Source organism: Streptomyces sp. S.PNR 29, from assembly GCF_030386795.1.
Classification (GTDB): Bacteria; Actinomycetota; Actinomycetes; order Streptomycetales; family Streptomycetaceae; genus Streptomyces.
This window is the reverse complement of the sequence record NZ_JANUQM010000020.1, coordinates 55,008-80,618: the sequence shown is the minus strand read 5'-3', so window position 1 is coordinate 80,618 and position 25,611 is coordinate 55,008. Positions and strand designations below refer to the sequence as shown.

At 70.1% G+C, this 25,611-nt stretch carries 15 protein-coding genes and 1 pseudogene; 3 read left to right on the top strand and 13 right to left on the bottom strand.

The genetic code is table 11. The features are described from left to right. Window positions 1–19: 19 nt before the first annotated feature. From pcaC to NW895_RS38140, 8 genes are all read right to left on the bottom strand, one after another. Entirely contained in the window at window positions 20–1,321 is a 1,302-nt protein-coding gene (gene pcaC, locus NW895_RS38175; RefSeq protein ID WP_289941608.1) for a 4-carboxymuconolactone decarboxylase, read from the bottom strand. A 351-nt stretch (window positions 1,322–1,672) separates the two neighbouring features. Beyond that, a complete protein-coding gene (locus tag NW895_RS38170; RefSeq protein ID WP_289941607.1) occupies window positions 1,673–4,609 on the bottom strand; it encodes a discoidin domain-containing protein in 2,937 nt (978 codons plus the stop codon). 92 nt (window positions 4,610–4,701) lie between these two features. Next, entirely contained in the window at window positions 4,702–6,174 is a 1,473-nt protein-coding gene (locus NW895_RS38165; protein WP_289941606.1) for a GH32 C-terminal domain-containing protein, read from the bottom strand. A 117-nt stretch (window positions 6,175–6,291) separates the two neighbouring features. Continuing rightward, entirely contained in the window at window positions 6,292–8,589 is a 2,298-nt protein-coding gene (locus NW895_RS38160) for a glycoside hydrolase family 3 N-terminal domain-containing protein (protein ID WP_289941709.1), read from the bottom strand. A gap of 146 nt (window positions 8,590–8,735) precedes the next feature. Then, window positions 8,736–9,623, bottom strand: a complete 888-nt coding sequence (locus NW895_RS38155) for a carbohydrate ABC transporter permease (protein WP_289941604.1) — start codon at window positions 9,621–9,623, stop codon at window positions 8,736–8,738. A gap of 6 nt (window positions 9,624–9,629) precedes the next feature. Further along, on the bottom strand, window positions 9,630–10,607 hold the full coding sequence (locus NW895_RS38150; protein ID WP_289941603.1) for a sugar ABC transporter permease: 978 nt from the start codon (window positions 10,605–10,607) through the stop codon (window positions 9,630–9,632). Window positions 10,608–10,664: 57 nt separating this feature from the next. Continuing rightward, complete coding sequence (locus NW895_RS38145) at window positions 10,665–11,963, bottom strand: extracellular solute-binding protein (protein WP_289941600.1); 1,299 nt, start codon at window positions 11,961–11,963, stop codon at window positions 10,665–10,667. A gap of 398 nt (window positions 11,964–12,361) precedes the next feature. Continuing rightward, window positions 12,362–13,369, bottom strand: a complete 1,008-nt coding sequence (locus NW895_RS38140; RefSeq protein ID WP_289941598.1) for a LacI family DNA-binding transcriptional regulator — start codon at window positions 13,367–13,369, stop codon at window positions 12,362–12,364. A 530-nt stretch (window positions 13,370–13,899) separates the two neighbouring features. On the opposite strand from NW895_RS38140, the gene NW895_RS38135 reads away from it, so the two are divergent. Then, window positions 13,900–16,461, top strand: coding sequence for a GH32 C-terminal domain-containing protein (locus NW895_RS38135; RefSeq protein WP_289941597.1), 2,562 nt, complete (start codon window positions 13,900–13,902; stop codon window positions 16,459–16,461). Between the two features lie 162 nt (window positions 16,462–16,623). Further along, window positions 16,624–16,800, top strand: a pseudogene (locus tag NW895_RS38130) (LuxR C-terminal-related transcriptional regulator); the annotation flags it as partial. Window positions 16,801–16,854: 54 nt separating this feature from the next. Here NW895_RS38130 and NW895_RS38125 read toward each other — a convergent pair. The 5 genes from NW895_RS38125 to NW895_RS38105 form a co-directional block, all read right to left on the bottom strand. Further along, the gene (locus tag NW895_RS38125) at window positions 16,855–18,840 is read right to left on the bottom strand and encodes an SWIM zinc finger family protein (RefSeq protein WP_289941596.1); all 1,986 of its coding nucleotides are present in this window, start codon (window positions 18,838–18,840) and stop codon (window positions 16,855–16,857) included. Beyond that, on the bottom strand, window positions 18,837–21,665 hold the full coding sequence (locus NW895_RS38120) for a DEAD/DEAH box helicase (protein ID WP_289941594.1): 2,829 nt from the start codon (window positions 21,663–21,665) through the stop codon (window positions 18,837–18,839). The genes NW895_RS38125 and NW895_RS38120 overlap by 4 nt, the downstream gene beginning before the upstream one ends. A gap of 125 nt (window positions 21,666–21,790) precedes the next feature. After that, on the bottom strand, window positions 21,791–22,372 hold the full coding sequence (locus NW895_RS38115; protein WP_289941593.1) for a sugar kinase: 582 nt from the start codon (window positions 22,370–22,372) through the stop codon (window positions 21,791–21,793). After that, entirely contained in the window at window positions 22,369–23,517 is a 1,149-nt protein-coding gene (locus NW895_RS38110; protein WP_289941592.1) for an ROK family glucokinase, read from the bottom strand. Before NW895_RS38110 ends, NW895_RS38115 begins: the two co-directional genes overlap by 4 nt. A gap of 194 nt (window positions 23,518–23,711) precedes the next feature. Next, entirely contained in the window at window positions 23,712–24,449 is a 738-nt protein-coding gene (locus tag NW895_RS38105) for a GntR family transcriptional regulator (protein ID WP_289941708.1), read from the bottom strand. A gap of 128 nt (window positions 24,450–24,577) precedes the next feature. Here NW895_RS38105 and NW895_RS38100 point away from each other — a divergent pair, with 128 nt between their 5' ends. Further along, on the top strand, window positions 24,578–25,600 hold the full coding sequence (locus NW895_RS38100; protein WP_289941590.1) for a Gfo/Idh/MocA family oxidoreductase: 1,023 nt from the start codon (window positions 24,578–24,580) through the stop codon (window positions 25,598–25,600). Window positions 25,601–25,611: the final 11 nt, after the last annotated feature.

The following is a 25,611-nucleotide window of genomic DNA, read 5'->3' as shown; positions in this document are numbered from 1 at the left end:
CGCCTGCCGGGCGGGTGGCTCACTCGGTGGGCGTGGTCTCCTCCCTTATCACCTGCTGGGCCACCCGGAACGCGCTGTTCGCCGCCGGTACGCCGCAGTAGACGGCCGCCTGCAGCAGCACCTCCTTGATCTCGCCCGGGGTGAGGCCGTTGCGCAGGGCGGCCCGGGTGTGGAAGGCGAGTTCCTCCAGGTGGCCGCCGGCGACCAGGGCGGTGAGGGTGACGCAGCTGCGGGTGCGGCGGTCGAGGCCGGGCCGGTCCCAGATCTCGCCCCAGGCGTACCGGGTGACGAACTCCTGGAAGTCCCCCGAGAAGTCGTCGGCCTGCTCCAGCACCCGGTCGACGTGCGCGTCGCCGAGCACTTCGCGGCGCACCTTGAGCCCCGCGTCGTACGGGTCGGGCCGCCCCGGCGGCTGTGGCGGCACGGCGGCCGGGGCGATCTCGGCTCTGGGCGGCGCGGTCTGCGGCTGCGCGGCGGCCAGGACCGGCTTCACGGGGGCGGCCGGAATCGCCGTCTGGCCGGTGGAGTGGTCGAAGGCGGGCTGCCAGGCGGTGGAGAAGTGCCGGACCAGGAGGTCGGTGACGGCCGCCGGCTGCTCCACGGGGACCAGGTGGGAAGCGCCGGGGACGACGGCGAGGCGTGCGTCCGGGATGCCGGCGACCAGGGTGCGGGCCTCGGCGGGGCCGGTGACCTGGTCGTCGGAGCCGACGAGGACGAGGGTCGGGACGCCGACGCGGGCGAGTTCCGCCCGTGTGTCGAAGGAGGCGAGCGCCTCACAGGCGGCGATGTAGCAGCCGGGGTCGGTGGTGCGCACCATTTGCACGGCCCACTCGGTGATCGCGGGCTGCGCGGCGGCGAACCCGCTGGTGAACCAGCGGTCGGGCGAGGTACGGGCGATGGGGTCGAGGCCGTTCGTCCGTACGATCACGCCTCTTTGCCGGAACTCGTCGGCCGTGCCGAAGCGGGGCGAGGCGGCGATCAGCGCGAGCGAGGCGAGGCGCTCGGGGTGGCGCAGGGCGAGCTCGACGCCGATGGCGCCGCCGAGCGCGCAGCCCGCGTAGCCGAAGCGGTGCACGCCGAGTCCGTCGAGGGTGGTGAGCAGGCGTGCCGTGAGGTCGGCGACGGAGCCCGCGGGGTAGGCGGGGGCGCCGCCGTGTCCCGGAAGGTCGAAGCGGAAGACGCGCCACTGCTTCATCAGCTCCGGAACCTGCCGGTCCCACATGTGCCAGGTGGTGCCCAGGGAGGGACCCAGGATCAGGACGGGAGCCTCTTCTGGCCCGTCAAAGCGGTATTGCAGGGTGTTCGGTGCTGTCTCGCTCACCCGTCAGACCCTCTCATCTCTCACGGGATCTCACATGGCCGGTCCCAACCTAACGGCTCTTGTTCCTCTCGCTACGACAGGCCCGGCACTGCCGGAAGCCTCGGGGGGCCGGGTACGTGTTCTCCAGCGTGTACTCGTGACATCCAGGTGATGCGGGTTACAGCATCGAGTGTGGTCCGGGCACAAGCAGAATCCCGGTGCCCGCGCACGCGCTTGTGCGATCCCTTGCGGCTGGCCCAGCCCCATGTTGGGCTGCTCGACGCTCCAACCCTTGGTGCGCCTCAGTCCAGTCCGACACCAGCCCCGCGTCCACGGGCGACACCGCAACGCCTCCCCGACGAAAGCCCGAGGTCAGTTGTAGACGTTGAATTCTGCGACTGACCACCAGCTGCGCGCAACGTCGCCGGTGTTGACGACCTTGATGTAGCGAGCTGTCTGCGTGGGGAAGGACATCAGGTGGACTCGTTGGCCGTCCGCCGTGGAAGAAACCTTGGTCCAGTCGGTTCCGTCTGTGGATACGTATACGTCTGCGCTGCGCGCATAGTCGTTGACACTGCCACCGACATCCAACACGATCTTGTTGAAGGTCTGCGTTTGCCTCATGTCCACTTGGATCCAGAGGCCGTCGTACTGCCCTGTCCCGGAGCTGTACCGGGTGTCGGCGTTGCCGTCGAGCATGTTTCCGGGCGCATCCCACTGGCCCGCGTCCGAAGCCTTTGCGGTCCACCCCGTCCGCGGCAAGGCAGGTCCGAGATCTATGACGTCGAACGAGGATCCACCTGCGTCTGCTCCGCTGGCTCCCTTCACGGAAACCGTGACCTTCCCCGCCGGCAGCCCCTTCGGAACGTAGGCGCTGATGCTGGTGTCCGACCAGGTGTCTATTTCGGCATAGCTCGATCCGACATACACCGTACCCAGCCCTTGTGCATCGCCGAAACCAGAACCCCGAATCGTGAACTTGGAGCGCGGGATGCCTCGTTCCGGCTTCAGATCGCTGAAGGTCGGCGACGGGAAGCTCGACAGCTTCTTGGTCGTGAACATCGCCGAGGTGCCGCCCGGCAGCGTATAGGTGTACGAGCCGTCGGTCGACATCTTGAAACTCTTGCTGTCGCTGGTCCCGTTGAAGACTACGGTGACCTGCTCCCCCTCCTTGCTGGTCCAGGTCTTCATCTGGAGGCCGTTCGATACCGCTGTCGGAGCTGTGATCGAGCCGGTTCCGCGCGAGGACCCATACACTTCGATGTCGCTGATGGCCCACCAGAAACCGGATGCCGCGGTACTGACGATGCGAATGTACTGTGCCGTAAGGGTCGGCAGCGTGACGGCTATTTTTCCGATTCCCCCGCTGCCGCTCGCAATCGCGCTGCCCCAATCGACGCCGTCGTTCGACGCGTAGATCTGATACTTCGTGACGTAGTCGAACGAATTGTTCACGCCGGTGTCGAGGACGATCTTATTGAAACTCGTGGGGGTCCCCAGGTCGATCTGGAACCAGTCGCCGCTCGTCGTCCCGTGCCCGAGGCTCCATTTGGTGTTGATGTCGCCGTCGATCGCGTTCGCGGCCACACCCCAGTCCGGCTGCGCGGAAGCCGTGGCGGTCCACTTGCTGCGGTTCAGCGCCCTTCCTGTCGTCTGGACGGAAGCTCCGATCGGCAAGGAGTACGTGATCAGCTTGTTTCCGGTGCGGATGGAGTTCTGGTAGGGCAGCAGTGCCGGGTCGTACGTGACGGTGACCGGACCGGATGCCGACGTGAACGTGAAGTCGTGTGTCGGATCCGCAGCCTTGGTCGCTGCGGGGGTACGGCCGCTCTGCGCAGGCCCGGAGTACATGAAGGTGACGGCGTCGCCGGCGTTCAGCGTGTAGTCGAACGAGTGTGTCCCGTCGGCGACGCTGAAGGTTTTCGCCGCGCTTCCCGAGTTGTGCGCGATCAGGACCTTCGATCCGTCCGGGTTCTGGAACGCGACGTTCTCTATGCCGCCTTCCCCGAAGGTGTTCGAGTAGATCCGGCGTGCTCCGGGCTTGACGAACCTACTGGCGTGAGCGAGGGCGTGGTAGTCCACGTTGTAGGTCACCCGCCCGTCGGCCGGGTCGATCGTGAGCAGACCCCGCAGCATGGGTATGCCGGCGGTGTCGCTGTTGAGCGGGCCCCTGTCGGGGTCGAGTGCGATGTTCCACAGCATCACCCCGTTCGCCCAGTTGCGCGTGCCGTTGATGATCCACGTACCCAGGGCTTCGCTGAACGCCGTCTGATTGCTGTCCTGCCAGACGCCCCCGGTGGCTTCCGTGATGAAGGTTTCCTTGCTCGGATAGTCGTTGTGGACCAGCGTCTGGTAGTTCGGGTTGCCGCTGTAGATGTGCCAGCCGGTTCCCGCGGTGTACTTGGATGCTGCGGGGTCGCTGAAGACCGTCTCCGGGTACGAGGGCACGTCCCAGTTGTGGTCCCAGGCCAGGATCTTCGTGGAGATTCCGTTGGCTTCGAACGCCTTGCCGATCTCCTGAATCAGGTCGGCTTCCTGGTACGCGGACAGGAACATTCCCGGCCAGGTGGGAGTACCCATGGGTTCGTTCTGCGGGGAAATGTAGGAGATGGGCACGCCGGCTTCGCCGTAGGCTTGGATGAACTTGACGAAGTAGTTGGCGAGTGTGGAGGTGTACTCGCTCTTGAGGGTGCCTCCAATCATGGAGTCGGAGGTCTTCATCCAGCCTGGTGGGCTCCACGGGTTGGCCATGATCTTGAGGGAGGGGTTGAGCGAGAGGGCCTGCCGCAAGGCGGGAACGATGTACGGCACGTCATGCTGGACGGAGAAGTTGGACAGCGTCGGGTCCGTTTGACCCTTCGGCATGTCGTTGTAGGAGTAGTTTCCGGACGCGTTGAAGTCCGTCGCGCCCATCGGCGAGCGGAGCAGGCTGAGGCCGATTCCCTTCGAGGGATCGAACAGCTTCGTCATCAGCTTGGTCCGCTCAGCAGCGGACAGCTTGTCGATGAGCCAAGCGGATGAGTCGGTCATGGCCGCGCCGAAGCCCTGAACCTTCTGGTACTTGACGGTGTCGTCGATCTTGATCGTCAGCGGGTTGGCCGTTCTCCTCGCCTTGAACAGCACATCGTCCTGGCCGGCGACCCACTTGTCGGCCGATACGTCCGTCAGCCACACACGGACGGAATTGTCACGTGAGGCTTGCTTCAACTGGGGGGCGGCGACGGCGTTCCCTGAAACCTGGGTCCACGCGGCGGCGACACCGACGGCGGTGGCCAGGAACTGGCGTCGTCCGAGACCGTACGAGCTCATGGAAGATCCTCCTTCGGACCTGCTTGTTCAGTACTTGGGAGAGAGGGTGGGACACATTGCCGAGGTGGGGGATCGACCGGTTGGGGCCGGTTCTACGGCGACGCCGGCGCCGACTCTGCGGCGCCGGTGCTCGGCTCCTTGATCACGAGCGGGTGCAGTTCCCAGGCATCCACCGCGAAGCCGAGGCGCGTCCCCGGTGCGGTGCGGGCCTGCAGTCGCCACGGGCTCTGCCCTGTGGGGTAGAAGCGCAGGGTGAGAACCTGGCCGGTGGTGATCAGGAAGATTTCGGCGATGGAATGGTCGACGACCACGCGCAGGTCGATGGGCCGGCCGGTTGGGCAGGGCATGTGGTAGGCGCCGCCGCGGGCCCGGCTGTCCAGTGAGGCATGGTCGCGGTCGACGACCAGTTCGCCCGCCTCGACGTCGAGACGGATGTCGAGGTACTCGGAGCCGTCCGGGGTGGTGAGCAACCGCAGCCCGGCGTCTCCGGTCGGCTCCAGACGTGCCGGCAGGTCGAAGGCGTGGCCCACGCTGCCGAGGTGCATCGGTTGCTGGCCGTGCGCCGCGCCTGCGGCGTGGATGGCGTGCCTGCCGCGCAGGGCGAGCAGTTCGGTGGCGGGCTGCTGGCGCAGTATGCCGTCGTCGTCGACATGGATCTCGCGAGGCAGGGTGAGGACGCCTGCCCAACCGTCCGCGACCGCCCAGGCTTCGTCGCGAGCCTCCCATGACCAGCCCCACAACAGCCACCGGTTCCCCGGTGCGCGCAGCAGAGCCGGCGCGTAGCAGTCAGGGCCGTGGTCGGCGGGCACCACCGGGCCGGCTTTGAAGTGGCCGTCGTGCTCCTCGCCGATCAGAGCTGCGACGCTCAGCGGGCCGGTGGGTTCCGTCCATGCACCGAAAATGAGGGCGCCGCGCCCGTCGGCCGCCGGAAGGTACTGGGGGCACTCCCAGCCCTCGCCGGAGAGCAGCTCGGTGTCGCCGACGGACTCCGGGCGACGGGCCGCGAAAGGCTCCCGGTAGGTCCAGTTCTCCAGGTCGGGCGAGTCGTAGAGCAGTGCGGCGGCGCGGCCGTCCGCGAGGGCGGCGCCGACCAGCATCCGCCAGCCGTCGCCGTCCTGCCAGACATACGGGTCGCGGTACATGGTGCAGCCCTCGGGCAGCTCCCGGATGAGCAGTTCCCCGCGCGGGCTGAAGGTCCGGCCGCCGTCCTCGGAGAAGGCGCAGGTGACCGGCTGGTGCTGGAACGAGCGGTCCTCGCGGTGCGCGGAGTAGAAGGCGACCAGCCGTTCGCCGTCGGAGACGGCGTTGCCGGAGAAGCAGCCGTCGGCGTCCACGCCACCCGGGGTCGGGGACAGGGCGATCGGCAGCGGCTCCCAGGTCAGCAGGTCGGGGCTGCGGAAGTGGCCCCAGTTGAGGTTCGCGTGGGTCGCCCCGTACGGGTTGTACTGGTAGCACACGTGGTAGTGGCCGTCGTGGAAGACCAGCCCGTTGGGGTCATTGATCCAGTTGCGGGACGGGCGCAGGTGCGCCACGGGGCGGTGCGGATCGCGGGGTGCGGTGGACACACGCGTGCCTTTCGGTATGTCTGTGGGTCCCGTCCCGCCGGCCCTCGGTTTGGCGGGGCGGCAGGCCGGCGGGGCGGGGTCTTCAAGCCCGCATACGGCCTTGTGGTCCGGATGCGGTCAGCTTCGGATGCGGAAACGTGCGCTCAGCTGCTGCTCCCGCCGTGAGCTGGGCCCGACGCGGAGTGCGAACTCACCTGGTTCGACCACGCGGCGGTTGTCGGCCGTGACGAGTGAGCACTGTGCGGCAGGGATGCCGATGCGGACGTCCAGGCTTTCACCGGGAGCGATCTCGACCTGGGTGAAACCCTTCAGCTCCTGCTCGGCCCAGGTGACGCTGGTGGTCAGGTCGCTGATGTACGCCTGGACCGTCTCCAGGGCCGGTCGGCTGCCGCTGTTGGTGAGTCGTACCGTCGCGTGGACGGTTCCGTCGGCGGAGACGTCGTCCTCGTGCACCGCAAGGTCGGAGTAGGTGATAGTGGTGTAGGTAAGGCCCTCGCCGAACGCGAACAGGGGGTCCTGGGTGAGATCCGCGTAGCGATTGCCGTGCTGGCCTCGCACCTGGTTGTAGAAGACCGGTTGCTGTCCGACGTGGCGTGCGAAGGAGACCGGGAGCCGGCCGCTGGGTTCGATGAGTCCGAGGAGGAGTTCGGCGACGGCGCGGCCCCCGCGCATGCCCGGGTTGAAGGCCTCGATGAGTGCTGCCGCGTTCAGTGCCGAGTCCGGGAGGGTGCTCGGTTTGGACTGGGCGAGGACGACGATCATGGGTGTGCCGGTGGCGGCGACCGCGTCCAGCAGTGCGATCTGGCCTCCTTGGAGGTCGAGTGTGGCTGTGGAGCGCACCTCGCCGGTGAGGGCGATGGTGTCCCCCACGACCACGACGGCGTAGTCGGCGGCCTCCGCGGCGGCAGTGGCCTCCCGAAGCTGTGCCTGGTCGACCGGGGCAGGGGTGAAGACGTTGGGCTGCGGTTGGCCGTCGGGCCCGGTGGACCACCCGGTGTCCTGGTCGGGGCTTGCGATGTCGGCTCCGCGGGCGTACGTGATGGTCCAGTCGGCGGGTGCGACGGCGCGGAGGCCGTCGAGCACCGTCTCCACCGACTCCCGTGGATGTCCTTCCGGCATCCACGGGACCTGGCCGGAAGCCCCCGCCCAGTCGCCGAGCATCGCTTCCGTGCTGTCGGCGTTGGGGCCGATGACCGCGATCGTCCGCGGGGTGCCCTGGCTCGCGGCGCGGCCGGTTCCGTCCGCGGTCAGCCCTCCTTCGAGGGGCAAGGTGCCGTCGTTGCGCAGCAGCACCAGGGAACGACGGGCGGTCTCAAGGTTGAGGTCGGCGTGTTGGCGGCAGCCGATCACCTGCGCCTGCCGCTCCGGGTCGGGCGTACGGGGGTCCTCGAAGAGCCCGAGTTCGAACTTCAGCCGCAGAACCCGCCGTACGGCGTCGTCGATCTGCTTTTCCTCGATCAGGCCGCGGGCGACCGCTTCCTGAGCGCCCTCGAAGAACGCCGGGGTGGCCATGATGAGGTCGTTCCCGGCGTTGACGGCGACCGCCGCCGCCTCGGCGTAGTCGGCGCAGGTCCGCTGGTCGTAGACCATCCGGCCGACGTTGTCCCAGTCGGTCACCAGCGTCCCGGTGAAGCCCCACTCGCCCTTGAGCACGTCGTTGATCAGCCACTCATTGGCGGTGATGGGCACGCCGTCGATCGACTGGTAGCCGAGCATGATGCCGCGGCAGCCGGCACGAACGGCCTGCTCGAAGGGGGGCAGGAACCACGAGCGGAGCTTGCGTGGGCTGAGCTCGGCTTCGCTCGCGTCGCGCCCGCCCAGGGTCTCGGAGTAGCCCGCGAAGTGCTTGGCGTACGCCAGCACGGCTGTCGGGTCGCCGAGGCCCTCACCCTGGTAGCCGCGCACCATCGCCGCTCCGAGTTCACCGATCAGGAACGGGTCCTCGCCGAACGTCTCGTTGATCCGGCCCCAGCGCAGGTCCCGGGTGATGCACAGCACCGGGGAGAACGTCCCGTGGATTCCGGTCGCCGCGATTTCGGTCGCGGCCGCACGGGCCACCCGGTGGAGCAGACCGGGGTCCCATGTGCAGGCCATGGCCAGCTGGGTCGGGAAGATGGTCGCGCCGGGCCAGAACGAGTGGCCGTGGATGCCGTCGTCGGCGGTCAGCAGCGGAATGCCGAGGCGTGTCTGCCGGGCCAGTTCCATGGCCCGCGGCATCAGGTCGGGAGACACATGCAGGACCGATCCGGCCAGCTTGGCCGACACGATGTCCGCCAGGTCCCCGTGTTGTGCGTCGAGCATCAGCAACTGCCCGACCTTCTCCGGCAGGGTCATCCGTGACAGCAAGTCCTCGATCCTCGCTTCCACGGAAGCTTCCGGATCCAGGTACGCCGCGGAGCGGACCGGCTGTCCCACTTTGGTCTCCAAGTGATGAGTCGTACGGAGTCAGAGAGTTGATCGGCGATGGCGAGCGCTTCGTCGCAAGGGCGCTGCCGCCTGCCATGGCGGGGCGCGCGCACCGGCTGCCCGCCGCGCAGGGCAGTGAGGTAAGGGCCGGCCTGTCACTTCAGGCCGGTGGTGGCGATGCCGGCGACGAACTGGCGCTGGAAGAGGAGGAAGACGATCATCACCGGCAGCAGGACGACCACGGCGCCGGCGAGCAGGATGCCGAAGCGGGTGAAGGACTGTCCGCTGCTGGCCAGGGCGAGCCCGACGGGGAGGGTGTACTGGCTCTCGTTCTGGGCCACGACCAGGGGCCACAGGAAGTTGTTCCAGGAGCCGAGGAAGGTGATGATCCCGAGGGTGGCGAGGGCCGGCTTGGTCAGCGGCAGGATGATCCTCGCGAAGATGGCCAGTTCGCGGCAGCCGTCGACGCGGGCGGCGTCGATGAGTTCGTCGGGCAGGGTGGAGATGAACTGCCGCATCAGGAACACCCCGAAGGGGCCGGCCAGGAACGGCAGGATCAGCCCGAGCAGGGAGCCGGTCAGCTGCATGTTGGACACGAGCACGTACAGCGGTACGAAGGTGACCAGGCCGGGGATCATGAGCGTCCCCATGACCAGCAGGAAGACGGCGCGCTGTCCGCGGAACTCCAGCTTGGCCAGGGCGTATCCGAGCATCGAGCAGAAGATGAGGTTGCCCGCGGTGACGGCCAGTGCCACGATCACGGAGTTGGCGAACATGCTCGTGAAGTCGAGCGTGCTGAACAGCTCACCGTAGTTGGCGGTCGTGGGTGCCGTGGGGATCAGAACGGGCGGGACTCGCCGGATGTCGGCCTCGGGCTTGAAGGAGCCGGAGAGCATCCACAGGAACGGCGCGATCATCAGCAGCAGGGCGCCGGCGAGCGGCAGATACAGCCAGGGTTGGCCCCAGGTCTGCCGGATGCGGCGACGCCTGAGGGTGCGGTCCATGCCCGGGTGTGCGGTTGGGAGGGTGGAGAGGGTGCTCATGGGTCGTCAGTCCTTGTCTCGCAGCACGCGGAACTGCAGTACGGTCAGCGCCACGATGAGGACGAAGATGACGTAGCTGGCGGCTGACGCCATGTCGTAGTTGCCGTTGCCGAACTGGTTGTAGGCGTACAAGGTGGCCGACAGGGTGGAGTCCAGCGGCCCGCCACCGGTCATCACGAACGGCTCGTCGAAGAACTGCAGGTAGCCGATGCCCGTGGTGACCGCGGTGAGCAGGAGGGCGGGGCGCAGGAGCGGGAAGGTGACCCGCCAGAACCGCTGCCAGGGCCCGGCGCCGTCGAGTTCGGCCGCCTCCATCAGGGACTGCGGGACGGACTGCAGCCCCGCCAGCATGATGATCATGACGGTGCCGAGGTTGCGCCACACCGCCATCACGATCATGACGGGCAGAGCGAAGCGGGTGTCCGCCAGCCAGGCCGGACCGTCGATCCCGAACCAGCCCAGCACGAGGTTCACCAGTCCCGCCCGCGGTTCGAGGAGCGTCTTCCACACCACGGCGACGGCCACGATGCTCGTGATCACCGGCAGGTAGAAGCCGACCCGGAAGACGGCGCGGAAGCGGCGGATGCCCCGGTCGAGGGCAACCGCCGCGGCGAGCCCGGCGCCCAGCGTCAGGGGCAGGGCCACCAGGACGAACACGCCCGTGTTGCGCAGGGCCGTGAAGAACTGATCGTCCTGGAAGAGCCGTGTGTAGGTGTCGAGGCCCGTGAACGACACGTTCAGGGGAGTGCGCAGGTCGGCGCTCTTGGTGTCGGTCAGGCTCATCAGCAGCGACCACACCACCGGCAGCAGCATGAAGGCCGCGAACAGCGCGAGGAACGGGGCGGCGAGGACCCAGGCGGCCCGCGCCTGCCTGCCCCGCGCCGTGCTCCTCAGCCCGGAGTGCCGGCGACCGGCACTCCGTTCCCGCCCAGCGGTGCTCTGATCGTGGATATCGCCCCGCTCGGGGAGCGTTTTCGTGGACATGGATGTCATCCGTCCGTACGAGGGTTGTCCGTACGAGGGGTACTCAGGCGGCGGCGCTCAGCGCCCGGTGCCGATGCTGGTGGCCTTGGACTGCAGCGTCTTCTGCACCTCGGCGACGCTGGCCTTGCCGAGGGCCAGCTTCTCCAGTTCGGAGTCGATGGCGTCGGCGATCTGCTGCCAGGTCGTGATGGCGGGCGGCGCCTTGCTGACCTTGAGCTGCTCGTCGAACGCCTTCATGTTCTCGTCCTCGCTCAGCTTCGCCTCGGTCCACGCCTGGGGCGACGGGGGCAGACTGCCGGTGGCCTTGGCATAGGCCGCGAGGTTGGCGGGCTCGGTCAGGAACCGGGCGAACTTCCATGCGGCGTCGGGGTTCTTGGCTTGCTTGAACACCGCCAGGTTGCTGCCGCCGGCGAACCCGGCGGGCTGCTTGGTGTACGGCACCGGCATGGTCTTCCACTTGCCGTCCAGCTCCGGGGCGTCCTTGTGGAGGCTGCCGCCGGCCCACGCGGCCTCCTGGTAGGTGGCGATCAGCCCGTCACGGAAGCCCTGCACGTTGTCCGACCTGTCGGTCGGTCCAAGGCCCTGCTTGGGAACGCGTGACCAGTACTCCAGCGCCTTGGCGACCTCGGGCGTGTCGAAGGTGAACTTCCCGGTCTTGGCGTCGTAGATGTCACCACCCTCCTGCCAGACCATCGGCAGCCAGAAGATCCAGGAGTTGAAGCCCATCACCAGCCCGGTGGCGTGGCGCAGCTTGGGGTTCTGCTTGCCGGCGGTGGCCTGGATGGCCTTGAGGTCCTTCAGGTATCCCTCCCGGTCGCCGGCCAGGGCACCCTTGATACCGGCCTTCGTGGTGATGTCGGTCCGGTAGTAGACCACCGTGGTGTCGGCGATGAACGGGACGCCGTAGGACGTGCCCTTGTACTTGGTGGTGTCCCACTGGCCGGGGTAGAAGTCCGACGACTTGATCGACGTCGGGGTGGCCTGGAAGGCGTTCATGGCGGCCATCTCGGCCATCCAGGTGCTCCCGACCATGGAGATGTCCGGTGTGTTGCCGCCGGCGACCGCGGTGGTCAGCTTGTCGTGGGCGGCGTCCCACGGGACCGCGGTGATCTTGACGGTCGCGCCCGGGTTCTCCTGCTCGAACTTCTTGGCCAGGTCCTTCAGGTTGTCGTCGGGGTCGCCCAAGGACCACATGACCACCGTCCCCTTGGCCTTGCCGGCGCCGACCTTCGCGGGCGCGTCGTTGCCGGGACCGGAATCCTCGCTCCGGCCGCAGCCGGTGGCCACCAGGGCCGCCGTGACAGTGACGCACAGCATCTGGACGGTTCTGACAGCGTGACGGGTGGATATACGCATGGTGCGGCTCCTAGCCGTTGAGCGATACAGAGGCGGGGGGCGGCGAAAGGTAAGAAAGGGCGGGTGCCTGGATGGGTCGGCCCACGCGTGGAGACCGTCTGTGGTGACAGCGGTGTCGGCGGTCAGTCGCAGGTCGCGGCCGGAGCGTCCGACATGGAGTGGGTAGCTGCCGGGCGGGTGTGCCAGGCGCCCCGCTCGGTGTCCGGATCGGGAACGCGCGGGCTGAAAGGTGCATGTGGGCGGTGCCGCGTGAACGCAGGTGCAGCCGCCAGGAGTCGTGAGGAGGGCGAGGCCGAAGTGGTTCGCCGAGGTTTTCAAGGAGACAGGGGGCGGTGCGTCACCGGCAACGCACCGCCCGGCTGCGAGCGTCATCGCTTGGGCGTAGCGATGACGTCGCGTCAGTTCGAGCTCGGCTCCAACGTCGAGCCACGGATCACGAGGCTGGTGGGAATGATGCGCGAGGGGGCGGCCTCCGGCGATCTGCGCACGTGGTCGAGCAGCAGACGGGCCGCCGCCTCACCCATTTCCCGCATCGGCTGACGGATGGTGGTCAGCGCCGGATAGGTGTACGACGCCAGTTCGATGTCATCGAACCCCACCACGGCGACATCCCGCGGAATCCGAAGGCCGGCCTCGTGCAAGGCGGCGAGAGCGCCGGCTGCCGTAGGGTCGTTGTGCCCGAAGACCGCATCGAACTCCACGCCGTCCGCGAGAGCCCCCGCGACCGCGCTCCGGGCGCTGTCGAACAAGAAGTCACCAACGATGATGCTGCGCGGGTCGAGCTCGATCCCGGCCTTCGCATAGACGTCGACGAAGCCGCCCAGCCGTTCCTGAGTACAGCCGTACTCGTCAGGGCCGGTCACCACCAGAGGGCGACGGCGACCAAGTTCCAGCAGGTGGCGCGCCGCCTGCTCACCGCCCTCCCGGTTGGTGGTGGCCACGTAGGGGAATCCCGGCCGCTGGAAGCGATCGTCGATCAGCACCACCGGCAGTCCGGCCTCGTGCAGTTCCGTGATCGCTGCCAGGGCCCCCTCGGGCTCTATCACCAGCAGGCCGTCGAACGACTTGGCGGCAACCTGCAGGCCCAGCCTGCGCAGTGACTCCTCACCGCGGGTCACGGTCAGCATGCGCAGCCCGAAGCCCTCGGTCTCCAGCGTTTCGACGACCGCCTGCACGATGCCGGCCCACGCCCAGGCCATATCGGGGACCAGCATGCCGATCATCTGTGTCGTGCCGCGCGCGAGCCCCACAGCACCGGCACTCGGCACATAGCCGAGCTCCGAGATCGCCTCGCGGACCTTCAAGACGGTGTTCTCGTTGATCTCGCCCTTGCCGTTCAGCACCCGCGAGACCGTCGTCTTGCTGACCCCGGCCCGCGCGGCCACGTCGGTAATCGTGACTCCCATGTCACCTCCCCTCCCTTCCTGCAGAGGCGGAAGACTTCCTCCCGCACCGAAGGGCCGATCGTACAGAGCCCTGTGGAACCGGTACCGGAATCGGTCCCGGAACCGGTTTCGGTACCGGTTCCGGAAGTGAAGCACCGCGAGGCCCTACCGGTCAACACCCCGGAAACAACTCGTTAACCGGCCGATCTCCGTCTGGCACGATGCCGCGGGAAACCTTCCGGTTGCCACCTCAAGCTACTGCTCTGACCTGCGCGGATGCCGCCCCCACCCGCCATGGCCGTACCCGTGGGAACGCCGACGACGCCCGACGGACCGCAGGCCCGTACCGGAACAATCGCGCCCGCACCGTTGACGGACTGGCCGGATCGCGCTTCATAATCGGGCACTCGCTGTCATCGATGACACAAGTCATCGTCAGTACCCCAGTCGGCTGCGTGGACGTCGACGCCGCTGGGATGTCACTTTTCGGTCCGTCCGCGCCGGGGCCGCAGTCAGTGCTGCGCCGACGAGCCGCGGGACTAGGAGACACCATGAGCTCTGCACGCGTATCCCGGCATGCCCGTATACGGATGATGGCGGCGGTCGCGACCGTCTGCGCCCTGTCCGCAGCACCGCTCGCCCCCCAGGCCGTCGCGGCCGACACCCCTGCGTACACCGAGACCTACAGACCCCAGTTCCACTTCACCCCGGAGAAGAACTGGATGAACGACCCCAACGGCCTCGTGTACTACAAGGGCGAGTACCACCTCTTCTACCAGTACAACCCGAACGGGAACACCTGGGGCGACATGTCCTGGGGGCACGCGGTGAGCCGGGACCTCGTGCACTGGGAGGAGTTGCCGCTCGCCCTGTCGCACGACGACGAGGAGATGGTGTTCTCCGGCAGCGCGGTCGTCGAGTGGAACAACACCACCGGGTTCGGCACGAAGAAGAACCCGCCCATGGTGGCGATCTACACCAGCGCCTACAAGAACGGCGGCAAGCAGGCCCAGTCGCTCGCCTACAGCACCGACCGAGGCCGCACCTGGACCAAGTACAAGGGCAATCCCGTCATCGACATCGGCTCCACCAACTTCCGCGATCCCAAGGTCCAGTGGTACGCGCCGACCAAGAGCTGGCTCATGACGGTGTCGCTCTCCGCCGAGCACAAGGTGCGGTTCTATTCGTCGAGGAACCTCAAGGACTGGGATCTCCTCAGCGAGTTCGGGCCGGCCGGTGCGACCGGTGGCGTGTGGGAGTGCCCCGACCTGTTCCCCCTCGCGGTCGACGGGGACAAGAAGAAGATCAAGTGGGTCCTGGTCGTCAACATCAACCCCGGGGGCATCGCGGGTGGTTCGGCCGCCCAGTACTTCGTCGGTGACTTCGACGGCAAGAAGTTCACCGCCGACGACAAGGGGACCTACACCCCGCCCACCGGCACGGTGATGCAGGACTTCGAGGGCACCGGCTTCGGTAAGTGGACGACGACCGGAACCGCGTTCGGCCAGGGACCGGCGACCGGGGCGGTGGACTGGCAGGGGGCCGTCACCGGCTTCGACGGCCAGGGCCTTGCCAACAGCTTCCACGGCGGCGACGGCGCCACCGGCACCCTCACCTCCCCCTCCTTCACCGTGGACAGCCCCTACCTGAACTTCAAGATCGGTGGCGGACGGCATCCGCACGAAGCCGGAACCGTCCTGGGCGGGTCCGCGCCCGAGGGGACGGTCCTCGCCGACTTCGAGGGCGGCACCTACGGCGACTGGACGAAGACCGGCGACGCCTTCGGCTCCGCACCGGCCACCGGCACCCTCCCCAACCAGCAGGAGGTCTCCGGCTTCCTGGGAGGCGGGCTGGTCAACACCTTCCTGAACGGCGACTCCACCACCGGCACCCTCACGTCGCCCGAGTTCACCATCGACAAGAAGTACATCGACTTCCTCATCGGCGGCGGCAACCACCCGGCCGGCTCCGCCAACCCCACCGCTATCGAACTCCTCGTGGACGGCCAGGTGGTGCGCAGCGCCACTGGAAAGGACGCCGAGGCTCTCAACTGGGCGTCCTGGGACGTCAGCGCCCTTGCCGGCAAGAAGGCGCGGATCAGGATCGTCGACGACAACACCGGCGGCTGGGGCCACCTCAACGTCGACCACATCGTGCTCTCCGACACCCAGGCCCAGCGCGCCTCCCAGGAGACGTCCGTCAACCTGCTCGTCGACGGCAAGGTCGTCCGCAGCGCGACCGGCGCCGACAGCGAGACCCTGGACTGGGCGTCCTTCGACATGCGCCCGTACGTCGGCAAGAAGGCTCAGATCCAGGTCGTCGACATGAACACCGCCGGCTGGGGCCACGTCATGGCCGACCAGTTCACCACCGCCGACAAGCCCGCCAAGTCCGTCGTACAGCGCGCCGACTGGGCCGACTACGGCAAGGACTACTACGCGGCGGTGTCCTGGGAGAACACACCGGGCGGCAAGCGGTACATGATCGGCTGGATGAACAACTGGGACTACGGCCAGTCCATTCCCACCTCCCCCTGGCGCGGCGCGCAGAGCGTTCCGCGGGAGATGGCCCTGCGCACCGTCGACGGCCGGATCCGGCTGACCAGCAAGCCGGTGGGCAGCCTGGACTCCCTCCGCTACAACCGCCCGGCAGCAACCGCGTCCGACGTCACCGTCAAGAGCACCTCCAAGCCCCTGACCGGCCCCACGGCCAAGGGCAGGTCACTCGACATCGAGGCGACCTTCTCTCTCAAGGACGCCGACCGCTTCGGCCTGAAGGTCCGCACCGGCGCGGGCGGCGAGGAGACCGTCATCGGCTACGACACCACGACCCAGGAGCTGTACGTCGACCGCACCCGCTCCGGCGCCGGCGACTTCAACAGCACCTTCCCCGGCGTTCAGACCGCGCCCCTGAAGGCCAAGAACGGCAAGGTCAAGCTGCGCATCCTGGTCGACTGGTCGTCCGTGGAGGTCTTCGGCGGCAACGGCGAGGCCGTGATCACCGATCAGATCTTCCCCGACCCCTCCAGCACCGGCGTCGAGGTCTTCGCCGAAGGAGGCACCGCCACCCTCGACCACATGCAGGCGTGGCAGCTGAGGTCCATCTGGAGGTGACGAGCCGGGGGTCGTGCGCCAGTCGGAGAGGAGTGGCTTTCACCTAGGCCCTGTCGTTTGGATCATCCCGGCGTCGCTGGGCCTGGGGCCCCTGCGCGCCCCGCGATGGACGGCATAGAGGCCACCCGGCGTATCACCGAGCGCGGCAACGGCACGCAGGCGGAGCGGGAGCGCGACGTGCTGGCACTGGTCGGCCGTGGGCTGACCAACACCGGGATCGCCGACGAGCTGTACATCAGCGTGGCCACCACCAAGACCTATATGACCCGGCTGCCGGCCAAACTCAACGCCCGCGATCGGATCCACCTGGTCATCACCGCCTACGAGACCGGTCTGGTGGGCCACTCCCGACAGGTGCGCCTCACAGGGCCGGAGGGCCGCGGGGTGGGGTGGTCAGAGGTCGCTCGGTATGCCCAGGCCTGTCAGGGCGCCGACCGGGTCGAGGTCGGGCGTGCCGCGGGGCCACCAGTCGTCGCGGCCCGGCTCCGACTCGTAGGCGTACCAGAGGCCGTCGCGGCCGAGGCGGAGCTGGAGGTGGCCTTGGGGGTGGGTGAGGTGGTTGCGCCAGGGCCGGAAGGCGGGGAGGTCGGCCGCTAGCAGGAGAGGGCGGGCGCGGTCGAAGCGTCCGGCCGGCGGGTCCCAGGGCTCTTCGAGGACGGTGAGGCCCGCCAGGCCGCCCTGACGCCAGGCGGCGACCGCGCGCGCCAGCTCGGCGGGGGTGCGTCCCGCGGCGGAGGCGAGGGAGGAGTAGAGCGCGCGGGTGCCGGCGGTGAGCCCGGAGCCGGGGCGGGCCGCGGCGAGGCGTACGGCGTCCTGCCACAGTGTCAGCTCCCCGACGGGGTCGCGGCCCGTGGTGAGCAGGGCGTGGGCGCGGGCGGCGGCGTCGGTGGCCAGCTGGTCCAGCGCGAAGGGGTCCGGGCCGCCGGGGGCCGCCGGGTAGACGGGGGGCTGTTCGGGATGCGGGGGTGGGGGCAACGGCGCCGGCAGGGGCGGGAGCGGGCGCGGGGTGAGGGCGTCGCTGGCCCGTACCCCGGGGAGGGTTTCCGGTTCTCTGCCCTGGGCGGCGCGGGCCGCGCGGGCGGCGCTGAGGCGGGACAGGGCGTCGAGCAGCTCGCGTTCGCCGCGGCCGCGCAGCAGGAGCAGCACGAAGGGGTCGGCGTCGAGCAGGCGTGCGGTCTGGTAGCAGAGGGCGGCGGCGTGCTTGCAGGGGTGGCCGGAGTCGGGGCAGCTGCAGCGCGGGACGAGGTCGCCGGGGCCGGGGAGAAGGGGGACGCCGCAGTCCGCGAGGGACCGGGGCAGCTCCTTGTCGAGGAGGGCGGCGATGTGTCCGGGCCGCTCGGCGGCGGCGTCCAGGAACCGCTCCCAGTCGGTGTCGTCCAGCGTGCGCAGCCGCACCTGCACGCGGTACGGCCGCGGACGGCTGCCCCGCACGTACGCGAGCACGAGCCCGGGCGTCACGGTGATGGCGTCCACGTGCCCCTGCTCGGCGTACCCCCGTCCCCGCGCCAGCCGTTTGGGATCCAGTGCGCCCTCCTCCAGGGCGGTGACCCAGGCGTTTCCCCACCAGGTCTCGGCGAAGGCGGAGCCGGTTCCTTCGGTCGGCGTCCGGGGCGGGAACGCCGGGAAGGTGCGGCGCAGGTCGCCGTCGCGGCCGGGGGCGGCCATGGAGTGGGGAGTGCGCGCGGTTGCGGGCGGGGTTGAGGGGGTCTGCTTCACCTGGGGTGACGTGGTGGCGACCGGTCCCTCCCCGGCGGGGGTCGCGTCGTCGGAGGGCAGCCGGAACGCGTCGGCGAGCAACTCCCGTACGTCGCGGGCCCGTCTACCGGCCGCGTGCTGTGAGGAGGCCCGGGCCGGGGAGGCGGACGACGTGGCACGGGTGGACCGGCGTGCGTCCTCGGCCGCCCCCTTGTTCGTGGTATCCGCACGGGTGCGGCGTGCCTCATGGAGGGCGGCCCGCAGTGCCTCGCGCGCGGCGTCCCCAGGGCGTGCGCCGCCGTGCTCGGCGTCGCCGTGCTCCGCCTCCGGGGCCGACTCCGCCGCGTCCTCGGAGCGGTCCCCTTCTCCTTGGGGGTGTTCCCGTGACTGTTGGGGCTGCTCTCGGGACTGTTCCTGCGTTTCTTCCGGGGACATACGGCCCCCCGCATCCCCGTCCATGTCGTCCGTGCTCTTCGCCGCGGAACGCCGGGCGGACACCGCACGCCGCAGCGCCGCCCGGGCGGCGTCACCGGGCCGGGGCTCGGGACGCTCGGGCGTGCCCGGCACCGGCTCGGGTGTGTCCGGCGCCGCCTCGGGGCGCGCGGCACTTCCCGGCACCGCGCCTTCGCGCTCCCGCGCCTCCCTCAGGGCGCGGCGGGCCTCGTCGGACGGGCGGGGTGTCATGACGGCCTCCGCAGGGACACCAGGTCGGACAGCTCGCGGTCCGTCAGTTCGGTGAGGGCGGACTCGCCGGAGCCGAGGATGGCGTCGGCCAGGGCACGCTTGGACTGGAGCATCTCGGCGATGCGGTCCTCGACGGTGCCTTCGGTGATGAGGCGGTGGACCTGGACCGGCTGGGTCTGGCCGATGCGGTAGGCGCGGTCGGTGGCCTGTTCCTCGACGGCCGGGTTCCACCAGCGGTCGAAGTGGACCACGTGGCCCGCGCGGGTGAGGTTCAGGCCGGTGCCGGCCGCCTTCAGGGAGAGGACGAGGACCGGTGTCGACCCGCTCTGGAAGCGGTCCACCATGCGTTCGCGCTCCGGGACCGGCGTGCCGCCGTGGAGGAGGTCCACGGGGACCGCGCGGGTGGACAGGTGGGAGGTGATCAGGCGGGCCATGCCGACGTACTGCGTGAAGACGAGCGCCGAGCCGTCCTCGGCGAGCAGCGTGTCCAGCAACTCGTCCAGCAGGGCGAGTTTGCCGGAGCGGGCGGCCGGCCGGTCGTCTCCCTGCCGGTGCTCCTCCTTCAGGTACAGCGCCGGGTGGTCGCAGATCTGTTTCAGCGAGGTCAGGAGCTTCAGCACCAGGCCCCGGCGGGCCATGCCCTGCGCGGTCTCGATGGTGAGCATCGACTCCCGCACCACCGCCTCGTACAGCGCGGCCTGTTCACGGGTGAGCGGGACCGGGTGGTCGGTCTCGGTCTTCGGCGGCAGCTCGGGCACGATGCCCGGGTCGGACTTCCTGCGGCGGAGGAGGAAGGGGCGGACCAGGCGGGCCAGACGCTCCACCGCCTCCTCGTCCTCGCCGGTCTCCACCGCGCGCGCGTGTCGGGCGCGGAAGGACTTCAGGGGGCCGAGGAGTCCGGGTGTCGTCCAGTCGAGGAGCGCCCAGAGTTCGGAGAGGTTGTTCTCCACCGGTGTGCCGGTCAGGGCCACGCGCGCGGGGGACGGGATGGTGCGCAGCGCCTTGGCCGTGGCCGAGTACGGGTTCTTGACGTGCTGTGCCTCGTCGGCGACGACCATGCCCCATGGCTGCTGGGCCAGGGCCGGGGCGGCCGACCGCATGGTGCCGTACGTGGTGAGGACGAAGCCGCCGTCCAGTTCCTCCAGGGTGCGGTCGGGGCCGTGGAAACGGCGGACGGGGACGCCGGGGGCGAAGCGGGTGATCTCCCGCTGCCAGTTGCCCAGCAGCGAGGCCGGGCAGACGACGAGGGTCGGCTCGCTGCGGGCCCGCTTCAGGTGCAGGGCGATGACGGTGATCGTCTTGCCGAGGCCCATGTCGTCGGCGAGGCAGCCGCCGAGGCCGAGGGAGGTCATGAGGTCGAGCCAGGCCAGGCCGCGCAGCTGGTAGTCGCGGAGGGTGGCGTTGAGGCCCGGGGGCGGCTCGGCGGGCCGCACTCCGGCCGTCAGGCGCTCGCGCAGGGCGGCCAGCGCGCCGACCGGTACTGCCTCGACCGTCTCGCCGTCGACCTCCGCGGTGCCGGTGAGCGCGACGGACAGCGCGTCGACCGGGTCGAGCAGGCCCAGTTCGCGTTTGCGGGCCTTGCGGACCAGGGCCGGGTCGACCAGCACCCATCGGTCCCGCAGCCGGACGACCGGGCGGTGGGCCTCGGCGAGCGCGTCCATCTCGGCCTCGCTGAGGGCGTCACCGCCGAGCGCCAACTGCCAGCGGAACTGCAGGAGTTCCTCGCTCTCGAAGAAGCCGGTGCCGTCGGTCGCCGAGCCGGGCGCCGGCCGGACCACCGCGGTCGCGGTGAGGTCCTGCGCCAGGTCCCGGGGCCAGTGCACGGCGACCCCGGCCGCGGCGAGCCGGCCGGTCGCGACCCCGAGCAGGTCGCTCAACTCCTCTTCGGACAGGGCCAGGACGTCCGGCACGTCCTGCTCGGCGAGCCGGTCGAGGGGCGGCCAGACCCGGGCCGCGCGCCGCACCGCCAGGGCCGCGTCCACGCGCGCGCGTGGGCCGAAGGCCACGTCCGCGGCGCCCGCCCACAGGTCCGCCGCGTCGGCCACGAGGGTGGGGTCGGCGAGGCTGTGCACCTGGACGATCGCCGCGCCCGCGCTGCGCGCGCCGCCGCTGCCGTCACCGTCGAACAGGTCGTACGCCGACAGGTCCAGACGCAGCGAGATCCGCACGCCCGCGTCCATGCCGGCGGCGACCTCCGCGGCCCAGTCGTGGGCGTCGGGCAGGAGCTGGGCCTCGCGGGCCGCGAAGGGTTTCCCCGAGGCGTGCGGCGCGGCCGGGGTGCGGGGAAGGGTGTCCGCGACCGCGTCCAGGAAGGCACGCAGCAGCGCTTCCGGCTCCGGCAGCCGGATGGGGCCCGGACCGGGCAGCGGGACCGCGTGACCCTCGGGCGGCAGGGCGGCTGCCACCGCGCGCAGGTGCGCGATGTCGTCCGGCTCCAGCGGGCCGGCACGCCAGGCGTCGTGTCCGGTGGGCGTGAGGCCGGGCAGCAGCCGGCCGCGCGCGGCGAGCCGCAGGGCGTGCAGGGCGGCGGCGCCCCAGCAGGCGGTGGCGGGGTGGGCGGCCGGGTCGTGCCGGGCGCGCACCAGCAGCGGCAGGGCCTCGCCGAGCGGGAGCGACAGCGCCGGCGTGCTCCTGCGCCGCACTCCTGTGCCGTGGCGTCGTACGACTGTCAGCTCGGTGCCGTCGGCGGGCAGCTCCCCGCCGTCGGGGTCCCAGAAGGCGATCCGGCCCTCGCGCGGCAGGGGCGCGGGCAGGAAGACGGCCGGGAGCCGCACCGGAACGGCGATCTCCCCCGTGCGCTCGGCCGGCGCGGCCGTGTCGGTCATACGTCCTGTCACCTCCCGCCCGTGTGTCGGTTCAGATGTCTTCGACTCTACGGGCGGGGTCTGACAATCGGCCCCGGCGGCCGGCCACCGATCAGCCGCGTGAACAACGCTCCAGGTCAATACACCTAGGGGACCGTGCGCGAGACGATGTAGACGAACGGGTTGTTCGGGTCGGACATGCTCACCACGATGTCCAGCGTGGGCGCCGGGTTCTTCTGCCGGTGCACGAGGCCCAGCCACGGGCCCGGACCCGTGAACTTCCAGCCGGTGATCCGCTGGTCGCGGGCGCCGATGGTGATGTCGCCCTTCTTCAGGTCGTCCCGGGTGACGCCCACGCCGGCCAGGAAGGCGTCGAGGCCGGCGTTGGGGGTCTGGAACTGGACGTAGAGACGGCTGGTCTTCCAGTTGTTCGTCTCGTAGTAGGCGACCTGGCCGGAGGGGTGCGGGACCGGCACCTGGTAGAGGCGACGCTGCAGCTTCGACGGCCAGCCCGCGGTCAGCCCGGTCGCCGAGTACTTCGCCTCCTTGTCCTTGCCGCTGTCGCGGCTCTGGTTGGCGGAGATCACCAGGTAGCCGGCCGGGATGCCGATCAGCAGCACGATGATGAGCAGGGTGAGCGCCCTGCGGCGGATCATGTGGCGACGGTCCTCGGCCGGACGCCCGGGCCGGTCCGCGGGGCCGGGCTGATGCGGGAGGGTACCCGTCACAGTGACCCCCGGGTCGCGCGGCGGGCCTCCACGTACCTCTCGTAGCGCTCGTACCGCTCCACCCGGCGGCGCTTGGCGCGGCGGAACCGGCGGGCGACCAGGCGGGCCAGGTCGGCGGCGCCGACCATGCCGGCCTCGGGGCCGAGCTGGGCCCGGGTGACGCGGGCCTCGGGGCGGTAGCCGCGCCCGGTGAGATGGCGGCGGAAGGCGTCCCGCGCGGGCCCGATCAGCAGGTCGTCGGCGGCCGAGACACCGCCGCCGATCACGAAGCAGGACGGGTCGAGGGCGGCGGCGAGGTTGGCGATGCCGACGCCGAGCCACTGGCCGATGTCCTGCAGCAGCTCGATGCACATGGCGTCGCCTTCGCGCGCCAGCTCGGTGATCATCGGGCCGGTGATGTCGCCGATGTTGCCCTTGACGTGCTCGATGATCCCGTACGCCACCGGCGAGTCCGCCGCGGCCAGCTCGCGTGCCTCCCTGACCAGCGCGTTGCCGGAGCTGTACTGCTCCCAGCAGCCGCGGTTGCCGCACGGGCAGCGGTGGCCGCCGGGCACGACCTGCATGTGCCCGAACTCGCCGGCGACGCCGTACTTGCCGCGCTTGACCTGGCCGTCCTCCAGGATCGCGCCGCCGATGCCGGTGCCGAGCGTGATCATGACGAGGTGGTCCTCGCCACGGCCGGCGCCGAAGCGCCACTCGGCCCAGGCGGCGGTGTTGGCGTCGTTGTCCACCAGGACGGGCACCGACAGGCGGCCCGAGAGGCGGTCCCGGAGCGGTTCGTTGCGCCAGGACAGGTGCGGAGCGAACAGGACGCGGTTGCGGTCGGCGTCGACCCAGCCGGCGGCGCCGATGCCGACCGCGTGCACGTCGTGCCGGTCGGACAGGTCCAGGACCAGCTCGACGATGGTGTCCTCGACGACCTTGGGGCTCTTGGACTTGTCCGGGGTCTCCGTGCGGACCTTCTCCAGGATGTTGCCGTCGGCGTCGACGACACCCGCCATCACCTTGGTGCCGCCGATGTCGATGCCCACCGTCGGCACGCGGGGTGCCGTCAGGTGCGAGCGGCGCTCCCTCGTGCCGACCGTCCGGAGCACGGGGGCACGGCGGGAGCCGATGGGGGCGGTGAAGTCGCGGTAGGTGCTCATCGGGCCCGATTCTGCCGTACGCGTGCGCCGGATGCCGGGGCGGGGAGCGATGGGACGGTACCGGGTGATCTGCCGGGGCACCCCTTCACCGCGTCGGCTCGCGGCCGTGCGGTCGCAGCCGCGTGTCCGCACGGCACGCGCGCCCCTGAAGTCCGCCGCCTTGTCCGGACATTGCGACGAATCCGGCGTGCCGGTCAGGAGCGCACGAGCAGCTGGAACTCGAAGGAGTAGCGAGTCGGGCGGTAGGTGTGGGTGCCGTACTCGACCGCGCGGCCGGTGTCGTCGAACGTGGTGCGCTGCATGGTGAGCAGCGGGGCGCCCTCCTCCTCGCCGAGCCGCTCGGCCTCGGCGGCGGTGGCGGCACGGGCGCCGATGGACTGGCGGGCGCTGTGCAGGGTGATGCCGCCGGCCCGCATCAGCCGGTACAGGCCGGTGGCCTCCAGCTGCTCGGTGTCGAGGTCGATGAGGCCGGGCGGGAGGTAGTTGCACAGGTAGGCCATCGGCTCCCCGTGCGCGAGCCGGAGCCGTTCCACCCGGTGGACGTCGCTGTCCTCCGCGACACCGAGCGCGGCCGCGACCTCCGCGCCTGCCGGGACGACCGTGTTGACCAGGACCTTGGTGGCCGGGCGCTGCCCCGCCGCCTCCAGGTCGTCGTAGAGGCTGCTGAGCTCCAGCGGGCGCTTGACCTGGCTGTGCACGACCTGGGTGCCGACCCCGCGGCGGCGCACGAGCAGTCCCTTGTCGACGAGCGACTGGATGGCCTGGCGAACGGTGGGACGGGACAGGCCGAGCCGGGCGGCGAGCTCGATCTCGTTGCCCAGCAGGCTGCCCGGGGTCAGCGCGCCGTGCTCGATCGCCGCCTCCAGCTGCTGGGACAGCTGGAAGTACAACGGCACCGGAGAACTCCGGTCCACACTGAGGTCGAGCGACACGGTCGGGTCCACTTCTGGTTTCGGCACGGGCTGAGCGTAGCCCCGTGGGAGGTTGACGGGAAGTCGTGTAGTTCGATTGTCCGGACATATGGATTGACAGCGACGGGCTCGGCACGCACTTTGTTTCCATGCGCATCGGGGTCATCGGTACGGGACGCATCGGCACCATCCACGCCCACACGCTCAGCCGTCACCGCGAGGTCGGCTCCCTGATCCTCACGGACGCGGACGCCTCGCGGGCCCAGGAGCTGGCACATCGGCTGGGTGAGACGGCGGCGCCGGGGGTCGACGAGATCTACCGCTGGGGGGTGGACGCCGTGGTGATCACGACGGCGACGCCGGCCCACGCCGAGCTGATCGGCCGGGCGGCGCGCTCCGGGCTGCCGGTGTTCTGCGAGAAACCCATCGCACTGGACCTGGCGGGCACCTTAAGCGCGATCGCCGAGGTCGAGACGGCCGGGACGATCCTGCAGATGGGGTTCCAGCGCCGCTTCGACACGGGCTACACGGGGGCCCGCGAGGCGGTGCGGTCGGGGCGGCTCGGGCGGCTGCACACCGTCCGGGCGCTGACCAGCGACCAGACGCCGCCGCCGGCCGGGTATCTGCCGCTGTCGGGCGGGCTGTACCGGGACACGATGATCCACGACTTCGACGTCCTGCGCTGGGTGACGGGGCACGAGGTGGTGGACGTGTACGCCGTCGGGTCCGACGCCGGGCCCGCGATGTTCCGCGAGGCCGGCGATGTCGACACGGCCGTGGCGGTGCTCACCCTCGACGACGGCACGCTCGCCACGATCACCGGGACCCGGCTGAACGGCGCGGGCTACGACGTCCGCATGGAGCTGGCCGGGGAGCTGGACCAGATCGTCGTCGGACTGGACGACCGGACGCCGATCGCGTCCACCGAGCCGACCGGGCCGCCGGCCGCGGACAAGCCGTGGACCGGCTTCCTGGAGCGCTTCGGGCCCGCCTACGAGGCGGAGCTCAACGCCTTCGTCGAAGTGGTGCGGGGCGAGCGGCCCAACCCGTGCGACGGGCGCGAGGCGCTGCAGGCCCTGCGCATCGCCGAGGCCTGTGAACTGTCCCGGCGCGCGCGCAGACCGGTACGCCTTGCGGAGATCCCGGGCGAGGCCGAGCGGACGTTCGGGTGACCTCCAGGGCC